Origin of the sequence: Achromobacter sp. EB05 (assembly GCF_044232075.1) — a bacterium.
GTDB lineage: Bacteria > Pseudomonadota > Gammaproteobacteria > Burkholderiales > Burkholderiaceae_B > Achromobacter > Achromobacter dolens.
In genome coordinates, this window is record NZ_CP155917.1 from 3,585,979 (window position 1) to 3,603,029 (window position 17,051).

At 63.4% G+C, this 17,051-nt stretch carries 16 protein-coding genes; 15 read left to right on the top strand and 1 reads right to left on the bottom strand.

From position 1 onward, the window contains the following. Positions 1 to 107 precede the first annotated feature (107 nt). The 6 genes from AAID08_RS16330 to AAID08_RS16355 all read left to right on the top strand — a co-directional run bounded on the left by AAID08_RS16330 (position 108) and on the right by AAID08_RS16355 (position 4,452). The gene (locus tag AAID08_RS16330) at positions 108 to 554 is read left to right on the top strand and encodes a MarR family winged helix-turn-helix transcriptional regulator (protein WP_054415657.1); all 447 of its coding nucleotides are present in this window, start codon (positions 108 to 110) and stop codon (positions 552 to 554) included. Between the two features lie 85 nt (positions 555 to 639). Then, positions 640 to 1,173 carry a DUF4440 domain-containing protein gene (locus tag AAID08_RS16335; RefSeq protein ID WP_258955733.1) on the top strand — a complete coding sequence of 178 codons (534 nt, stop codon included), beginning with the start codon at positions 640 to 642 and terminating at the stop codon, positions 1,171 to 1,173. 22 nt (positions 1,174 to 1,195) lie between these two features. Next, positions 1,196 to 2,164 (top strand): zinc-binding alcohol dehydrogenase family protein, encoded by a 969-nt coding sequence (locus tag AAID08_RS16340; RefSeq protein ID WP_395756625.1) that lies wholly within the window; start codon positions 1,196 to 1,198, stop codon positions 2,162 to 2,164. Positions 2,165 to 2,177: 13 nt separating this feature from the next. Then, on the top strand, positions 2,178 to 3,065 hold the full coding sequence (locus AAID08_RS16345) for an SMP-30/gluconolactonase/LRE family protein (protein WP_116792441.1): 888 nt from the start codon (positions 2,178 to 2,180) through the stop codon (positions 3,063 to 3,065). Between the two features lie 31 nt (positions 3,066 to 3,096). Continuing rightward, complete coding sequence (locus AAID08_RS16350) at positions 3,097 to 3,399, top strand: helix-turn-helix transcriptional regulator (protein ID WP_054415662.1); 303 nt, start codon at positions 3,097 to 3,099, stop codon at positions 3,397 to 3,399. A 78-nt stretch (positions 3,400 to 3,477) separates the two neighbouring features. Next, the gene (locus tag AAID08_RS16355; protein ID WP_395756626.1) at positions 3,478 to 4,452 is read left to right on the top strand and encodes a zinc-dependent alcohol dehydrogenase family protein; all 975 of its coding nucleotides are present in this window, start codon (positions 3,478 to 3,480) and stop codon (positions 4,450 to 4,452) included. A 30-nt stretch (positions 4,453 to 4,482) separates the two neighbouring features. On the opposite strand, the gene AAID08_RS16360 is transcribed toward AAID08_RS16355, so the two are convergent. Next, on the bottom strand, positions 4,483 to 5,619 hold the full coding sequence (locus tag AAID08_RS16360) for a hypothetical protein (protein WP_395756627.1): 1,137 nt from the start codon (positions 5,617 to 5,619) through the stop codon (positions 4,483 to 4,485). A 233-nt stretch (positions 5,620 to 5,852) separates the two neighbouring features. On the opposite strand from AAID08_RS16360, the gene AAID08_RS16365 reads away from it, so the two are divergent. From AAID08_RS16365 to AAID08_RS16405, 9 genes are all read left to right on the top strand, one after another. Next, entirely contained in the window at positions 5,853 to 6,626 is a 774-nt protein-coding gene (locus AAID08_RS16365) for a hypothetical protein (RefSeq protein ID WP_175189500.1), read from the top strand. Between the two features lie 326 nt (positions 6,627 to 6,952). Next, complete coding sequence (locus AAID08_RS16370) at positions 6,953 to 7,792, top strand: helix-turn-helix transcriptional regulator (RefSeq protein WP_054515010.1); 840 nt, start codon at positions 6,953 to 6,955, stop codon at positions 7,790 to 7,792. A 111-nt stretch (positions 7,793 to 7,903) separates the two neighbouring features. Further along, the gene (locus tag AAID08_RS16375; RefSeq protein ID WP_395756628.1) at positions 7,904 to 10,207 is read left to right on the top strand and encodes a TonB-dependent siderophore receptor; all 2,304 of its coding nucleotides are present in this window, start codon (positions 7,904 to 7,906) and stop codon (positions 10,205 to 10,207) included. A gap of 52 nt (positions 10,208 to 10,259) precedes the next feature. Further along, positions 10,260 to 10,715: a hypothetical protein gene (locus AAID08_RS16380; protein WP_020928153.1), complete on the top strand. Its 456-nt coding sequence runs from the start codon at positions 10,260 to 10,262 to the stop codon at positions 10,713 to 10,715. After that, positions 10,702 to 11,109 carry a hypothetical protein gene (locus AAID08_RS16385; protein ID WP_395756629.1) on the top strand — a complete coding sequence of 136 codons (408 nt, stop codon included), beginning with the start codon at positions 10,702 to 10,704 and terminating at the stop codon, positions 11,107 to 11,109. The genes AAID08_RS16380 and AAID08_RS16385 overlap by 14 nt, the downstream gene beginning before the upstream one ends. A 74-nt stretch (positions 11,110 to 11,183) precedes the next feature. Beyond that, the gene (locus tag AAID08_RS16390; protein ID WP_395756630.1) at positions 11,184 to 11,492 is read left to right on the top strand and encodes a hypothetical protein; all 309 of its coding nucleotides are present in this window, start codon (positions 11,184 to 11,186) and stop codon (positions 11,490 to 11,492) included. Positions 11,493 to 11,694: 202 nt separating this feature from the next. Then, positions 11,695 to 13,617, top strand: a complete 1,923-nt coding sequence (locus tag AAID08_RS16395; protein WP_395756631.1) for an IucA/IucC family protein — start codon at positions 11,695 to 11,697, stop codon at positions 13,615 to 13,617. Continuing rightward, positions 13,614 to 14,861 (top strand): MFS transporter, encoded by a 1,248-nt coding sequence (locus AAID08_RS16400; RefSeq protein WP_395756632.1) that lies wholly within the window; start codon positions 13,614 to 13,616, stop codon positions 14,859 to 14,861. The genes AAID08_RS16395 and AAID08_RS16400 overlap by 4 nt, the downstream gene beginning before the upstream one ends. Then, positions 14,858 to 16,987: a TonB-dependent receptor gene (locus AAID08_RS16405; protein WP_395756633.1), complete on the top strand. Its 2,130-nt coding sequence runs from the start codon at positions 14,858 to 14,860 to the stop codon at positions 16,985 to 16,987. The genes AAID08_RS16400 and AAID08_RS16405 overlap by 4 nt, the downstream gene beginning before the upstream one ends. The last annotated feature ends 64 nt before the right edge of the window (positions 16,988 to 17,051 follow it).

Consider the following 17,051-nt stretch of genomic DNA (forward strand, 5'->3'; position numbering starts at 1 on the left):
GATAGTCTAAGGCACGCCGGGCTGGCGGCAGTCTCGCTGCCGCATGGTCTTTACAAATACACTTATATGCCCGTAATATTGCGCCATCATCTGACCCGATCCGACCCATGAGCCAACAAGACCTCCCTCCCGGGGTCTGCAATAGCACCGCCATCCGCAAGGCCGCCCGTCACCTGGGCCGGTTTTACGACCAGTGCCTGGCCCAGGCCGACCTGCGCAACACGCAATACGCGATCCTGAATCTGCTCGCCACGCGGGGGCCGCTCACGATCGCCGAATTGGCCGAGCACCTGGTCACCGATCGCGCAACGATGGGACATAACCTGCGCCCTCTCGAGCGCGACGGGCTCATCCGCATATCCATAGGCAGGCAGGACCGCCGGGAAAGGGAAATCACCCTGACCGACGCCGGCGTGAAGATGGAAACCGCGGGCAGAAAGGCCTGGCAACGCGCCCAGCAACAGTTCGAGGCCGTATTCGGCAAAGAAGACGCGCTGGCGATGCGGCGCATCATGCACCGCATCACCACCCTGGACCTTTCGGTTCCAAGCTAATCCCCGTCCCGCCCCCTTCAGCCGCATTGCGTGACGCGCCCAGGTTCCGTCAATGCCTCCAAATATGGGCATATAAGGCCAAATCATGTTGACCCCCTCTCTCGCGATGCCCCAGGCCGCCTTGTGGCTGCACAAAATGAAGACGGCATTCACAATGGCGCTGCTCGGCGGCATGGCCAGCGCCATGCCGCTCGCCGCCCACGCCGGCGCCGCATTCACGCTCGCCGATCGGCAACAGGTGCAGGCGGTCTTTGAACAACAGGCCCGGGCGGCGACAGCCCACGACCTCGACGCCTTCAGCGCTGTTTTCGCCCCGTCCGGCGCCGAGGGCGACCCGGTGACGTTCATCGCCCGGCCATACCAGTTCTGGGGCAAGGCCGAATTGATCGAACACTTCCGCGAGACGTTCAAGGGCATCTGGAAATTCGAGCCCGACCTGGCAAAGCTGCGCATCGTTCCCCTGACGCCGGATGTTGCCCAGCTCTACGCCCCGACCCGGATCACCTTGGGACGCACCGCCGCCGACGCGCGCACGGCCGCCTACCTGGTCTACGAAGTGGCGGTACGCACACCGGCGGGCTGGCGCATCGGCTCGATCGTTCCCATTTCCGCGCAATAGCGATCCAGGAAGGAGATTCACCATGAAAGCAGCGGTCTATTATGAAAACGGCTCGCCTGACGTGTTCCGCTACGAAACAGTCGACGAACCGGTCTGCGGTCCCGATGACGTGCTGATCGGCATCGAGGCGATCTCCGTGGAAGGCGGCGACCTCATCAATCGCGAGATCCGCCCGTTGGCGCGGATTCCCCACATCGTGGGATACCAATGCGCCGGCACCATCCTGGACGTGGGCGCGCAGGTGCGCGACCGAAAACCCGGCGACCGCGTCGTCGCGGTATTGGGCTGGGGTTCCCATGCGCAACGCGTCGCCGCGCCGGCCGCGGACACCTGGCTGATCCCCGCGACGCTGGACACGGTAACCGCCGCCGCGGTACCCGTCGCCTGGGGAACCGCGCATGAATGCCTCTTTGCGGCAGGCGGCCTGGTCGCCGGCGAAACCGTATTGATACATGCCGGCGCCGGCGCGCTCGGATTGGCCGCCATTCAACTGGCGCATCGCGCCGGCGCGACGGTGTACGCCACGGCATCGGACGACGCGCGGCTGGCGCGGCTGAGCGCCTATGGCATGACGGCAGGCATCAACTATGCCAGCAGCGACTTTGTGGAGCAGATCTCCCGCCTCACGGCCGGGCGTGGCGTGGATGTCATCGTCGACAGCATCGCGGGCAGCACCCTGGCGCGCGGGGTCCGGGCGTTGGCCTACAAAGGCAGGCTGGTGACAGTGGGCGTGTCCGGGCGCGACCAGGAAAAACTCGATCCGGTAAGCCTCTGGCGCGGCAACCAGAGCCTGCACGGCGTTTTCTTCCCGACGCTCCTGGATCAAGAGCACGCGCGCGTGCACGCCAGCGTCCAGGCGCTGCTGCAGCGCGTGGCCGCGGGGGAACTGCGCGTGGCGATCGACAAGACATTCCCCTTGAGCGATGTCCGCGCGGCGCATCGCCATGTGATGACCCGGCAGGCCTTCGGCCGGGTCATCATGATCCCCTGACCGGAGCCCTTCCATGTCCAGACTTCTCACCAGCCTCTTGCTCGCCGCGACCCTGGCGAGCAGCGCCTGCGCCGAATCCACGGCAATCAATGTCGTCGCCGACGGCCTGGGCTTTCCAGAAGGCACCATTCTCGTGAACCAGACGCTGTATTTCGTGGACTACCAGGCCTCGACGGTAAACAAGCTCGACGCCACGGGCCACAAGGTGGTTGCCGCCCTGCCTGGCTGCGGCGCCAATGGGCTGGCGGCCGCCAACGGCACGCTGTGGGTGGCCTGCTACGACGGCGGCGTGATCGAGAACATTTCCCTCGATGGCAAGCGACTGGGCGCTGTCCGCCAGGCGCGATCGGGCGAACGATTCAACCGCCCCAACGACCTGATCGCCAACCGGCGGGGCGACCTCTATTTCACCGCGTCCGGAGAGCGGCCGGGCGAAGGCAAGGTCTTTTTCCTGCCCAAAGCAAGCGACGTCGCCGAGGAAGTGGCCAGCGGCCTCGACAATGCGAACGGCATCGCGCTGGCCGCCGATGAACAAACCCTGTATGTCGGCGAGAGCGGCACGGACAGCATCCTGCAATACCAGACGGCCGGCGACGGCACCTTGACTCATCCCCGTGTGTTCGCACGGCTCGACGCCCTGGCCCCGCCCTCGTCCAAGGGGCGGCATACGCCGGATGGCGTTCGCATCGGACCGGATGGATTGATGTACGTCGCCCTGTACAACGGCGGCGGCTATTGGGTGCTGGACCGTACAGGAGCGTTGCTGCAGGTGCGGGACATCCCCGGCGAGCACCACTCGAATCTGGCCGTTGCGACGGAACCGCCAGACATCTACGTGACAGCCCTTTCAGGTTCGATCGGCCGCATCTACCGGCTGGCGCGCGGTGGCTCGCGATATTGACATATCGCGAAGTTCCGATATCATCCTTCCCATGGACCTGCTCGACGTCTTCAAAGCCCTCTCCAACCGCACGCGCCTTGAAATCCTGAAGGGTTTGAAGGACCCCGTGAACAGCTTCCCCCCGCAGGACGAGGGAGATGTGCATACGGTCGGCGTCTGCGTCAGCAGTATCCAGGAAGGCGTCGGGCTGTCGCAGTCCACGGTGTCCGACTACCTCGCCACGCTGCAACGCGCCGGCCTGGTCGAAGCCACCCGCATCGGCTCCTGGACGTATTACAAGCGCAACGAAGCCGCCATCAGCGCCCTGGCCGAGATCATCGGGAAAGAGCTGTAGGGTTCCGGCTTCGCTTTTTTTGACCCATCAAATCGACATTTTGCGATATCCCGTTTTACCGAAATAAGGATCCCCTCCATGAAAGCCATCGTACTCACCGCCTTTGGCGGCCCCCACTCCTTGCAACTGCGCGACGTTCCCAAACCCGTTCCACAACCCGGCCAGGTCCTGGTACGCGTCCACGCCACCTCCATCAACCCGCTCGACTACCAGGTCCGCCGTGGCGATTACCCCGATCTGGTGCCCCTGCCCGCCATCACCGGCCACGACGTCTCCGGCGTGGTCGAAGCCGTCGGCCCGGGCGTGACGGCCTTCGCCCCCGGCGATGAAGTCTGGTACACCCCGCAGATCTTCGATGGCCCAGGCAGCTACGCCGAATATCACGTGGCCGCCGAGAACATCATCGGCAGGAAGCCCGCCTCGTTGAGCCACCTGGAAGCGGCCAGCCTGACGCTGGTCGGCGGCACCGCCTGGGAAGCCCTGGTGGTGCGCGCCGGGCTGCGCGTCGGCGAAAGCATCCTGATCCACGGCGGCGCCGGCGGCGTCGGCCATATCGCGATCCAGCTCGCGAAAGCCATCGGCGCCAGGGTCTACACAACCGTGCGCGAAAGCAATGTCGAATTCGTGCGCGGCCTGGGCGCCGACGTCGTCATCGACTACGAGAAGGAAGATTATGTCGACGCGATCCAGCGCGAGACCGGCGGAAGCGGCGTCGACGTCGTGTTCGACACCATCGGCGGCAACACGCTATCGCGCAGCCCCGACGTGCTGGCGCAACTGGGGCGCGTCGTTTCGATTGTCGATATCGCCCAGCCGCAGAATCTGATCCAGGCCTGGGGCAGGAACGCCAGCTTCCACTTCGTGTTCACGCGCCAGAATCGCGGCAAGCTGGATGAGCTGAGCGCGTTGGTCGAGCGTGGTCAACTGCGGCCGCACGTGGGCGCGGTGTATTCGCTTGCCGATATTCCGGCGGCGCATGCGCGGCTGGAGAGCGCGAATAATGGGTTGCGGGGGAAGATTGCGATTGCGGTGGCGGACCGGGCGGCTGCGTAGACCGCACCAACCCGCCCCCCGCGGCTACGCTCAGGGCGCCGTGCCGATCTGCAGCAAAGTGAACTCGCGGCGCATGTACCGATTCATCACCTCGGCCAGCACCGGATTGCCGGCATCATCCGCCTTGGGCGCGGTCGCCCTCACGACCGCGGCGCACAGCTTGCCGGCCTGCACCGTCGTGCCGGTCACCTTGGCATCCTTGGCGCCAGCCATGCTCTGCATCCAGGCGGCGCGGATCCCGTCGACGGCCTGCCTGGCCGTGGCGCAATCGGCGTAAGCCAGGGAAATCACGACCGCCGGCAGCTTATTGACCTGGGCATCGGCCAGGATCCCCGAGAAGTACGGCGGAATACCCTTGCGGTTCGCTTCGACGGCTGCCTTGAGATTCTGCTTGGCGATATCCGCATCGACACTCGTCGACAACAGCACCTTCGCGGGATCCACCGTGGCCAGGCCCATGATGGGAGAGATGACCGCGGCCTGCACGATCTGCCCCCGGTCCGCGGGCACGCCTTCCTTCAGCCCGGCAAGCGAGGCGGCCACGATTTCGCTATCGGCCACCGACGGCGTGGGTTGGGCCAGTATCTGCATCCCCTTTGCCGAAGACGCCTGGATCAGCGCCCGGTTCAACGGCAGGACAAAACTCGGCATGCCCATCATGCCGCGCCAGGGATCCTGCTGGTTGGCCTTTTGCAGATTCATCTTGCCTTCGTTGTCATTGGCGATGAGGCCCGGCGCATCGCCCTCCACCGCGGCAAAATCGATGCGCTTGAGGCTGGCGACCAGCTTCCCGACGGCCTCCTTGTTCTTCAAGCCCCAATAGCTGATGTTGGCGGGCGCGCGGCCAAATCCGGCGAAGAAGGCCACCTCATCGAACGGCACCTTCGCGTTCTCTGACCAGGACTGCAAGCCAGACCCGATGGATTCGAGCGGCCGGATCTGTCGCGCAATGCTCAGCCGCCGCATGCCGTCCGCCGAGGGCGCAGCCGGCTCCAGGCCGCGCCAGGCCTGCACATCCAGGAAAACGATCTGCATCGCGTCGGTACTGGACAGCACCACCTGCGGCATCTGCTTCAAGGCCTGCCGCAGTGTCAGGGTGCTGTCCTGGGCCGCGGCCGTGGCGGCGAACCCAGTCATCAAACACAGTGCAAGGGCCTTCATGCGCATTCGGGTTTCTCCGTTTTCTTGATCTGTTGGGGGACGCTGCGGGAGCGAAGATCGTACCGCAGGGATGGGTCGTTCTTACCCGTGACTCTTGCGATCTGTGCCGAGCCATTAGCTGATGTAAATGCCGCAGCGCATCCCCAATCTTGGAGATGCGCGCGTCGGCGGGTTTCGAATATTGTCCCCCCCGTCCACGTTCCCCATCCCGATACCGCACAACGCGCAGGACCGCCGCCATGAAAATTGCCAGTCGAATCATTGCTCTCGTCATCTGCAGCCTGGCCTCCCCATATGCCCTGGCGGCATGTGAGGCTGAACAGATTCAAATGTATGGCCCGGCCAATGCAAATCAGCTCAACGAAGATCTGCAACGGTATCAGCGGAGCTTTCAGGACAGTAAAAGCACTTCTTCGATAGACCGCGACATCGACATTACAAGGGATGAATTGGGCCGCATTCCCCCGGGCATTTATAAAACCTGGCGGACGTGCCAGCTCGGCGCCCTTCAGAAAGCCAGGGATGAGATGCTGAAACAGGCGGCCGCCAGTTCGAGTCCGAATGCCAAGAAGACCGCATCGGCCGGCGCCGCCGCCAATGCCTCCGCCAAGCCGAAGCCGGCAAGCCAGACGCTGGTTTACGGCCCCAACCAGAGCGAATGTCTCAAGCAAGGGCGGACGGCCGACGGCTATATCACCTACACCAACACCTGCAAGGCGTCAGTGGCTGTCGGCTACTGCAATGTGTACGCCGCCAAGGGGCAGAAGGACGGCACGGTCTGCGCCTCGCACAACAGCGAGTTCTCCCGCACGAAACGGACCTACGTCACCCAGGACCTGGGGCTCGCGCCCGGCGCCACGCACCGCCTGGCCTACCGCTACGACACGCAAGCCACGTTCATCGTCGCCTGCGTCGGCGGGCAGCCCCTGATCGAGTCGTTCGACACGAATCAGATCAGCGTCGGCAGCAAGGCGCGCACGGCCTGCTGGCGCTTTGCGTCCAGCAAGCCGTAGGCTGCCGCACCGACATGCGCATGTGACGCCGCGCGCCCTGACGCGGCAAACGCGGGCAATGAAAAAGGCGCCAAGGCGCCTTTTTCAATTACCGTTCGCAATGCGACACCACCTCCTCACTTATGACCGGCGTCCCGGACATCGTGGCTGGCGAGTCCCCTGCCCGAGCAACCGACGGCTCCCGCCGCAGCCCGTACTGCACGGCCGGGCAGCACGGTGAATCGCACCTTGGTTTTGGCGACACTGGACGCAACTGAGCAAGATGACCATAATATTTTTCGTTCAGGCCAAAGCCTCATTTTCCAGTCGAGCCGCTACGAGACACTATGTCGCGCGTCGCAATCACCGATCTAACCGTGCCAAGGGACGTCGATAGCGTCTCGCGCCCCGTTGTCGCCTTGAGTGCCACATCGGTAAGAAAGGACTGGGAGAACGCGAGGCACCAGCATCGCAAGGCGCAACTGATCTACTCCGTGCGAGGCATCCTCAACTGCGAAATTGAAGACGGCGTCTGGATCGTGCCGCCACAGTGCGCCATCTGGATACCGGGAGATTTACCCCATGCGGCGCGCGGGGCCGGTGAAACGGAATGCTATTGCCTGTTTGTCGAGCCGGACGCCACACCGGATCTTCCCAAAGACTGTTGCACGATTTCGGTATCGCCACTTCTGCGCGAATTGCTGCTGCGGGCGGCCGGTTTTCCTGAGTTATATCCGCTGGGGGGACGGGAAGACCGGTTGATTGCCGCGTTGCTCGACGAGCTGGTGGAAGCGCCCGTCGAAGACCTGCATCTGCCCATGCCGCGCGACGCGCGCTTGCGCCGCCTGGCGCAAATGATGCTGGCCGATCCCACGGACAAGACCTCGAAGGCCGACTGGGCTATTCGCATCGGCATGAGCGAGCGAAGCATGAGCCGTCTGCTGCTGCACGAAATTGGCATGAGCTTCGGACGCTGGCGTCGGCAACTGCATGTGATCCTTGCCCTGCAACGCCTGACCAAGGGCGAAAGCGTGCAAACGGTGGCTTTGGAGCTCGGGTACGAAAACGCGAGCGGGTTCGTAACGATGTTCCGCAAGGCAATGGGCAAGCCGCCGGCACGATACCTCTCGGATCGCCTGAACGGCGAAGCGCTGGCTGGCGTTCCCGGCATCACGCTTCCCGATTGAATGCCCTGACGGGATCTGGCCTAACTGAATAACAATCTGGCCCAGTTTCGCCATGTGGCCGCCCCATGCGCAGTGTTTAATTTGGCATCCAAATGCAAATGAGTCTTGTTGATGCCTACTCTCACCCCCGCTGGGAAGCCCCGTTGGCCGATGAATATGCCGAACGAGCGCTTCGTCCGTTCTCGTCCGCATGGTCACTCCATGAGGGCTGCGCCCCGTAGCGCGCTCGGCTCGGCCGCCGCGGCCGTATTTTTCATTAGCGCACAGGGCGTATTTGCCGCGGAACCCGCGCCGGCCCAACCCGAGGCGCGGGAAGCATCTCAAGGGGAGATCGCTTTGCCGGCCATAACCGTAACCGGCCGCACGGATACGGCGACCACCGAAGGTACGGGCTCTTATACGACGGGCGAGACAACGGCCGCCACCCGCCTGCCGCTGTCGCTGCGGGAAACGCCGCAGGCGGTCACGGTGATCACGCGTCAGCGCATGGACGACCAGCAGTTGAATTCGGTGCAGAGCGTACTGGATAACACGACGGGCATCGCCTCCTACCAGTCCGACAGCGAACGAACGAGTTTCTATTCGCGTGGCTTCCTGATCAACAACGTTCAGTACGACGGCATCCCCACCGTCGTCGGCAACACCGTCAACGGGAGCGGAATCGGTTCCATCGATACCGCATTCTATGATCGCGTTGAGGTCGTGCGCGGCGGGTCCGGCTTGTTGACCGGCACCGGCAACCCGTCGGCCGCCATCAATCTGGTGCGCAAGCGACCGACCCGTGATTTCTCGGCCGCCGCTTCGCTTGGCGCGGGGAGCTGGGACACCTACCGGGGCATGGGCGACATCTCGACGCCGCTGACCGAGGACGGCCGCATCCGCGCCCGCCTCGTCGGCACTTACCAAGATGGGCACTCGTACCTTGACGGCTACAGACCGGAAAGGAAGTCGTTCTACGGCATCATCGAGGCAGACCTGACCCCGGACACGACGGTGAGCCTGGGCTATGACTACCAGGACATCACGCCGAAGGGCGCCACCTGGGGTGGATTGCCACTATGGTTCAGCGACGGCACGCAGGCGGAATATTCACGCTCCAGGACTTACGCGCAGGACTGGAGCCATTGGGACAACACCCTCAAGACGGCGTTTGCCGAGGTCGAGCACCGCTTTGACAACGGCTGGAAACTGCGTGCCATCGCCAACCAATACCGCACCGAATCCGATGCCAAACTGGCCGGCCTGGTCGGCCGCCCCGATCGCGCCACGGGACTGGGCTTCTTTCCCTCCGGGGCCTATCCGGTAGCACTGGCGTCCGAAGCCCGCAGCCGTCAAAACACCTTCGACGTGATGGCGAGCGGCCCCTTCAAACTGCTCGGCCGCCAGCATGACCTAGTGGTCGGGGCGACGAGTTCGCGCCGCACGGCCAGCCAGGAGGACATCGCGCCGTTCTATCCGGGCTTTACGCCGGTCAACATCTATGACTTGACTCCGGCCTTGCCCCGCCCCGACTTCGAAGCCATGCCCTGGATACCGACCCGCACCCGAATCAAGCAGAGCGGTGTCTACAGCGCGGCCCGCTTCTCGCTGGCCGAGCCCCTGAAACTCATCGTGGGTGGCCGCTTCAGCAACTACGAAATCGACGATACCGCCAACGGCAGCTCGCTGCACTACAAGAAGCGCAACGAGTTCACGCCGTATGCCGGCCTGATCTACGACATCAACAACACCTATTCGGCCTACGTCAGCTATACGGGCATCTTCAACCCGCAGACCGACTATCGCGACAGCAATGGCAACGTGCTCACGCCGTCAAAGGGAAAGACCAAGGAAATCGGCCTCAAGGGCGCTTACCTGGACGGGCGCCTGAATGCGTCGGTGGCCTTGTTCGAGACCCGGCTCGACAACGCGGCGCAGATCGTCGCCGGCTCCTATACGCCAGCCGGCGGCCAGGCCTACAAAGGCGCGGACGGGACGAAATCCCGGGGGATCGAGCTGGACTTGCAGGGCGAGCTGGCGCGCGGCTGGAACATCTATGCGGGTATCGCTCATTTCACGGCGCAAGACGGCGATGGCGTTCGCTTGAATTCGCAACTGCCGCGCACCACCGCGCAGCTTTTCACCACGTACCAGTTGCCGGGGGATTGGAGCAAGTTGACGCTGGGCGGAGGCATCAAATGGCAAAGCCGCTTCTACCAGGCGCCCAATACCGGCACCAGTTCGCTGGGCGGGGAACAGGGCTCCTATGCGCTGGTATCGCTGATGGGCCGTTACGACGTCACGAAGCAGACCAACGTCACCGTCAACGTCAACAACGTTCTGGACAAGAAATACGCGCTGCAAAAAGGCGATTTCGACACCGTGGGTTATGGCGCGCCACGCAATGTGATGGTCACGCTGAACTATCGGTATTGATTTGAACCCAGGCGAACGCTTCCGCCGTCGCAAACCCATCGAGAAAGCCCTTATGCCCCTCAAGCCTCCCCTGCCCCCCGCGCAAACCCTGGCCGTGAACAATCCCGACAAGGTCGCCTTGTTCTGGTTGACGACAGCCGCTGGCGCCGTGCTGTTCGTCACCTTCCAGTTGTTCTTTTACGTCAATGACTTCGTGAGAGCGCAAGGAGCAACACCGGCGATCACGTTTGAGCCCGACGTACTGTGGATGTTTCCCGCGTTCTATGGTTGCTGGATCGTCGCGGTGCTCTTCGCGCTGATCGGAACCCGTAAGACCCAGTGGGTTGCGCTGGTCCTGGGCAGCCTGCTTGTCGTTCTGAATACCCTCGGGGGAATCGCCGACGGGTTGCGCGACGGTTGGCACGTGGCCTTTTCGGCTGTGTTCTTCATTACGCTGCCCGGCGTGTTCGCTATCGCGGCCACCTGGCGTCGCATCAAAAACAAGGAAAACGGCCATGCCGATGAATAGCTCTGACTTCCCCTTGGTCTGGATGAATCTTGCGCAGGAACCCGGACACGATCACCAGAAGGACTTCGACGCGTTCGAAGCCAATTTGCGGCGCGACGAGCCCTTCGTCATCTTGAGCGATACCGCGCCGCCCGCGGAGGAACACCAGCACTCGCCGGAAGAGAAGAAACGCCTCGCGCTCTGGATGAAAAAGCACAAGGCCCAATTGCGAAAGCAGGTTCTGGCCATGATTCAGATCGAACCCAGCCAGGCCAAACGCCTGGGTTACAAGGCATTCGCGGCCCTTTTCGCCAAGTTCTGGGGCTACCCGCTGCTTCTGGCGGCTTCGCGTGAGGAGGCTGTGGAGATGGCTAGAGCATTGCTCTCGAAGGATGGGCGGTCACCCGGCGGCTGATGGCCTACGCAGTGTCCGAGCGCTGATGCAACCGTATCGTGGCGCGCTGTCGCGGCGCGATGCGGGCCTGACTCTTGTTCAACGACTCCCTCTCACGGCGCCGGCAAGCAGCACACGTTCTCGCCGCACATCTTGGCAACGGTCAGGCGGCGCTTCTCGAACTGTTTTTTCTGTTCGGTGAACTAGTAGCGCTGCACGATGCCTTTTGGCGTCGATCAGCTTTTCGCGGCCTGCATTGCGGCGACAGTCGCCCTGGCACGCCAAAAGACATGCGCGCCACCAAAGCGCTGCGCCCGCGAATTCGCGACATCGCCTTGAGTGATCCGAGATCCCGAGACTGGTGCCGCCGCCAAAACATGCACCTCAGTTGCCATACCTGCTGACCGCAGGTCGATTTCGTCCGATTTAAAGGCACCTGGGACAAGAGTCAGACGACTCTTTGCATAAACGACTCCCATTCTCAATAAGAATCGAGCTCCAACCGGATAGCCCGTCGGCACGACGCGCAACGGTAACCCCCGACGTTGTCGAGCCGATCACATAGTTCTCCCTTCCGCGGCAACGTGAACTGCAACGAGGCCGTGTATGGAGCTTTCCAGCAGCACCGAACGCCTGAATTCCGTATGGATGCAGGCGCTTCAGACCGAAGCGTTTCAACGTAATGGCATCAACCAGGCCGACCTGGTTGCCGTACTTCCCAAAGTTCGGGAGCGCGCGTTTCAGCGTCTGATGCAAGCCTTGCTGCGAGAGAAGCTGATACCGCCCGGGCGTGTCCAACAAGCGCATGGGCGAAGCATCCTGCCCCTCGACAACGATGGCGCTTACCTCACCTTCGGCAGCCTGCGGCCGGGGCCCATGGCCAGTTGGTGCCTGGGCGGGCCGGTCCTACTTCACCGTTCTCCGAATCCAGCACACGAACTGGAACTTCCCTCGGACCTGATCGAACAATTGGTTCCCTTGCTACAGCCCCTTCCCGGCAGCGACGAGGTCGAACAACTGAAACGCGAACTCGACGATAGCTTCCGCAACGACAGCCTGTGCCTGGCATTTCATGAAAAGTGGAACATGCGATTGTTCAAGCGTGTCGGCGACGCGCACACGCACAGCCTGTTGCAATGGTTGCGATCACCAGACGCACCCCGCAACCCCACGCAACTGCTGGAACAGTGGGGAACCCTCGGCCATCCCTGGCACCCGGGCTACAAAGCCAAGCTCGGCATGGACACCCGGGAAGTCATTGACTGCGCCCCGGAATTCGAAGCGCACGTGCGTCTTCCGCTTGTCGCGCTACATCGGGGGATGGCGCATACCGAGTCGATGTCAGAGCCCGCCTATCCGACCTGGTGGCGCGGGGCTTTCCCACACGAAGCGCGTACCTGGGATTCGGCGCTGCGTGCGCTGGGACGCGAGCCGGCAGACTTCCTCCCCTTGCCGGTGCATCCCTTTCAGCTCTCTACCCTGCGGGAAGCATTCGCCGCCGAAATCGCACAGGGTCAGTTGATCCTGCCAGACGACACTGCGATCGCAGGCAGTCCGGGCATGTCCTTCCGTACGTTGTGGACTGAGGGCGTGGATCCGCAGCATATGCCAATGGTGAAGTTGCCCGTCGCGTTGCGCCTCACCAGTGTGCAACGTACGCTCTCTCCCCGATCGGCAAGGATGGGGCCTCGCATCAGCCGTTTGCTGGCGACCATCAGGCAACGCGAGCCGCAACTGGCCCACTCATGGGACTTCGTTCCCGAGCGGCACGGCATCCATGTCTTGCTGGAGCCGGCCAACGACGAGCGCGCGCGCCACCTCGGCGTTCTCTATCGGGACAACCCGACAAGTCGATTGCATTCGGGCCAGATGGCGATACCCGTCGGCAGCCTGTTCGTCGAAGACCACAACAACGAACCTTTGCTACGCCAATGGGTCGCGATCGCGCAAGGCGCAAGCGACCATCAGGCCGCACTGCGGTTCTTCCAGGACTATGTCGCCACGGCCCTACCCGGCCTGCTCGACCTCTACCTGATCTACGGCATCGCCTTCGAAGCCCATCAACAGAACAGCTTCATGGTCATGGATGACGCGGGCCAACCCTCCCGGCTACTGATCCGCGACTTCGGCGATCTGCGCATCCACCGTCCCAGCCTGGTCCGGCAGGGTCTCACGCTGGAGATCCACGATCCCGCGCTGACGCTCTTTGACGACGCCGACTTCGTACGCGCCAAGCTGCTGCACGCCGGCTTCATGTGCCATCTCGGCGAACTGGCCCTGCTGTGCCAGCGCCATTGGCTGGAACTGGATGAGCAAGCGCTCTGGTCCGTGCTCGCCCGGCAGGTCGCCGAGCGCTTCGATCATGTCCGCCCACGGACGGAGCCTGACCGCTGGCAATCCGAACGCGCCGCGTTTCTCGAAAACCCCTGGCCCGCCAAGAGTTTCCTGCGCATGCGATTGGCCCAGACCCAGAACGACATCGCCGGCCAAATGGACAACCCGCTACGCGCGTGGATCGGCAATGCATGAATTTCGACCGCCGACAGATCTTCCGGCTGGTACTGATCCAGGCCTTTGCGATGGGCGCGATGGAAATGAGCGGCCCATTCTGGCCGCTGCGCCTGCGGGCCTTGTTGCCTCCAGATCGACAAGATCAATTGTCCTGGCTGGCGGCGCTGATCTACATCGGGCCGGCATTAACGGCCATTATCGCCACGCCATTCTGGAGCGCGCTGGGCACGCGTCGTGGACACCGCCCCATGTTGATCCGGGCGCTGTTGGCGCTTGGCGTCTGCCAGTGGCTCGCGGCCATTACCGCGAACGTCTGGCTGCTGATCGGCATCCGGGTGCTGCAAGGCGCCTTGGCTGGCTTCATCGCCGCGGCACAGGCTTACGCCACCACCGGTTCGTCCGGCGCGAATCGCGGGCAAATCCTCGCCCGCCTGCAATCGGCCACCGCCATCGGCTCCTTGTTGGGTCCCGTCGCCGGTGGCCTGTTGATGGACCTCTACGGATTCGCCTGGATCTGCCTGATTGCCGGGCTGATCTGTCTGATTTGCGTCATTCCCGTCCTGAGCCTGCCCAAGGACACGCCAGAACCCGTCGCACCACCGGGCACCGGGACCACCGGACACACCACCGCGCACACCTGGTTGCTGGCCCCGCTAGTGGTCATCACCCTCATCCAGGCGGCAAAGATGATGCCGCAGCCTTTCTTCGCGCTGTATCTGAACGAAGTGCTGCACGCGCCCTCCTGGCTCAGCGGCGCAAGCTACGCCGCAAGCGCCTTGACGCTGGCCCTGTCCGCCCCGTGGTGGGCGCGCCTGTGCTCACCACAGCCCGTCCAGCGCGGCTGGCGATGCCTGGAGGCCGCCTCCTGGGCCAGCGCGCTCACGCTCTGCCTGATGGCGCTAGCCCACGACACTACTACGTTCATCGCCACCCGCCTGCTGTGGGGCCTGTGGCAAGGCGCGCTCCTGCCGCTGGCCTACGTCCTGATCGGGCATACCGCCCCCAAGGCCTACCGGGCAATCGGCCTGGGGCTGGGCAACAGCGCCGCCAAAGCGGGTGCGCTGGCGGGGCTCGCCTTGGGCGCCGGCGCCATGTCATGGGCCAGCCTGCATTGGGGCTTCTGGCTGGTCGCACCGCTGTATGTCGTCGCCGCGTTGAGCGTGCGCTTCCTGCGCCAATTACCCGGCTGCCAGCAGCCCCTCCCTACTCGCCCTGACCCACCCGCCACACCATCCTCCTCGGAAATCAAGGACCCACCATGAAATCCCTTATCGCCGGCCTTGCGCCTGTCCGCGCCAACCGACTCCCGCTCGTGCTCATCTCCGCCTCGATGTGGACCCTGGGTATCAGCCCGTCCCATGCCGAGGAAGCCACCACCCTTCCTGCCGTCACGGTCACCGCCACTCGCGGCGAAGCCAGCATCGCAAGCATCCCGGGCTCGGTACAGGTGATCGAAGCCGAAGAAATAAAGCGGCAATCCGGCGCCGGCCGCAAGGTCGCCGACGTCCTGGCGACGCTGGTCCCCGGCATGGCCCCCAGCAGCGGCACCATGACCAACTACGGCCAGAGCCTGCGCGGACGCAACGTCCTGGTCCTGATCGACGGCGTGCCGCAAAACGCCAGCCGCGACAACTATCGCCAGCTCAACAGCATCGCGCCCGAGAGCATCGAGCGCGTGGAAGTAGTCTCCGGCGCCAGCAGCCTCTACGGGGCCGGCGCCACCGGCGGCATGATCAACATCATCACCAAGCGCAACAAGGGCCAAGGCCTGGCCTTCAGCAGCCGAGTCGGCATCACCGCCGACAAGGACTTCCACGGCGACGGCATGGCCTACGAACTGTTCCAGAGCGCCACGGGGCGCCAGGGCGCATTCGACTGGTACCTGTCCGGAGATTTCGTCAAACGCGACGGGCAATTCGATGCCCTGGGCCAGCGCATTCCGCAGGACACATCGCAAGGCAGCGAAATGGACACCCGCAACCATGACCTGACCGCGCGCTTCGGCTTCGACTTCACCCCAGACCGCCGCTTGACCCTGGGCCTGCAGGAGTTCCAGGACAAGCAGCGTTCCGATTACGGCTTCCAGGCTGTCGCCGGAGAAGCGCGCGCCGTATCGGGTCTGGATCTGGATGACCAACCCAAGACGCTCAATCGCGCCGTGAACCTGAACTACACCGACCGCGCCTTCTTCGGCCAACGGTTGCAGGCCGAAAGCTACTGGCGCCATAACGAAGCCCTGTTCTACCCCGATCGTCCCAGAAAGATGGCTGGCATCACCGCTACCGACAGCCGCGCAACGGTCTACGGATTGCGTCTCGCCGTGGAGAGCCAGCTACCCAGTTTCAACGGCATCCAGGGAACGCTGACCTACGGCGGCGACTACGAACGCGAGCTGCTGACCCAGGATGGCAGGCAATATACGGTGAAGGGACTGGTCTACACCCCCACCGGCCGCACGCTCGAACTAGGCCCCGACATGACCACCCAGACCCGCGCCCTCTTCCTGCAATCCGCCTGGGAAATGGAGCATTGGACCCTGCGCGCGGGCGTTCGTCGCCAGTGGATCGACAGCAACGTCAAAGACAGCGTCGCCTATGGCGACATCCAGGCCACCGGCGTGGGCAACATCCTGCCGGGCGGCAAGCTCAAGTACAACGCCACGCTCTACAACCTGGGGGTGGTCCGCCACCTGAGCGACGCCCAGGATGTGTTCGTCAACTTCAGCCAGGGATTCACCCTGCCAGACATCCAGCGCTTCCTGCGCGACGTGCGCAGCGACTACGACATCCAGCAGTTGAACTCGCAGGCGTTGAAGGTCGACAGCTATGAGATCGGTTGGCGCGGTGCGTGGGATGCATTGCAGGCCAGCCTCACGGCCTATCGAAACAACTCGGATGTGACGCAGTTCTACGATGCGAAGGATCGGGTGCTGCGGCTGATCAACCAGAAGGAGCGCGTGAGCGGGGTCGAAGCGAGCCTGGACGTCAATGTCGCTCGCGCTTGGAAGGTGGGCGGCAGTTATGCGTATACCAAGGGTGCGACCAAGCAGAATGGAAGCTGGATCGCGCTGCCGGCGACCCGGATCGCGCCACCGAAGTTCACGGCTTATGTCAGTTATTCGCCTGGGACGTATAGCGTGCGGTTGCAGGGCGTGCGCGTGGGCGGGTATGACGCGGCGGCTCGGGATAAGAATGGGCGCGAGACCGTGGGGTATACGTTGCTGGATCTGTTGGCTTCGGTGGAGTTGCCCAAAGGGCGGGTGGATGTGGGGGTTTATAACCTGACGAATCGGGATTATTACTCGGTGTTCATGCAGGCGAATGCACGGGCGCCTTGGCCGCGGGCGCAGGGGAGGATGGTGGCGGTTAGTTATAGCTTGGACTACTGACGGCCGGATAGTCCTGCGTCGGCATACGCAGTGAAAGGGGAGTGTCATAAATTTTGTGTTTGAG

Coding starts and splice junctions, on each gene's coding strand:
- AAID08_RS16330 (WP_054415657.1), top strand. CDS start 108: ATGAGCCAACAAGACCTCCCTCCCGGGGTCTGCAATAGCACCGCCATC.
- AAID08_RS16335 (WP_258955733.1), top strand. CDS start 640: ATGTTGACCCCCTCTCTCGCGATGCCCCAGGCCGCCTTGTGGCTGCAC.
- AAID08_RS16340 (WP_395756625.1), top strand. CDS start 1,196: ATGAAAGCAGCGGTCTATTATGAAAACGGCTCGCCTGACGTGTTCCGC.
- AAID08_RS16345 (WP_116792441.1), top strand. CDS start 2,178: ATGTCCAGACTTCTCACCAGCCTCTTGCTCGCCGCGACCCTGGCGAGC.
- AAID08_RS16350 (WP_054415662.1), top strand. CDS start 3,097: ATGGACCTGCTCGACGTCTTCAAAGCCCTCTCCAACCGCACGCGCCTT.
- AAID08_RS16355 (WP_395756626.1), top strand. CDS start 3,478: ATGAAAGCCATCGTACTCACCGCCTTTGGCGGCCCCCACTCCTTGCAA.
- AAID08_RS16360 (WP_395756627.1), bottom strand. CDS start 5,619: ATGCGCATGAAGGCCCTTGCACTGTGTTTGATGACTGGGTTCGCCGCC.
- AAID08_RS16365 (WP_175189500.1), top strand. CDS start 5,853: ATGAAAATTGCCAGTCGAATCATTGCTCTCGTCATCTGCAGCCTGGCC.
- AAID08_RS16370 (WP_054515010.1), top strand. CDS start 6,953: ATGTCGCGCGTCGCAATCACCGATCTAACCGTGCCAAGGGACGTCGAT.
- AAID08_RS16375 (WP_395756628.1), top strand. CDS start 7,904: ATGCCTACTCTCACCCCCGCTGGGAAGCCCCGTTGGCCGATGAATATG.
- AAID08_RS16380 (WP_020928153.1), top strand. CDS start 10,260: ATGCCCCTCAAGCCTCCCCTGCCCCCCGCGCAAACCCTGGCCGTGAAC.
- AAID08_RS16385 (WP_395756629.1), top strand. CDS start 10,702: ATGCCGATGAATAGCTCTGACTTCCCCTTGGTCTGGATGAATCTTGCG.
- AAID08_RS16395 (WP_395756631.1), top strand. CDS start 11,695: ATGGAGCTTTCCAGCAGCACCGAACGCCTGAATTCCGTATGGATGCAG.
- AAID08_RS16400 (WP_395756632.1), top strand. CDS start 13,614: ATGAATTTCGACCGCCGACAGATCTTCCGGCTGGTACTGATCCAGGCC.
- AAID08_RS16405 (WP_395756633.1), top strand. CDS start 14,858: ATGAAATCCCTTATCGCCGGCCTTGCGCCTGTCCGCGCCAACCGACTC.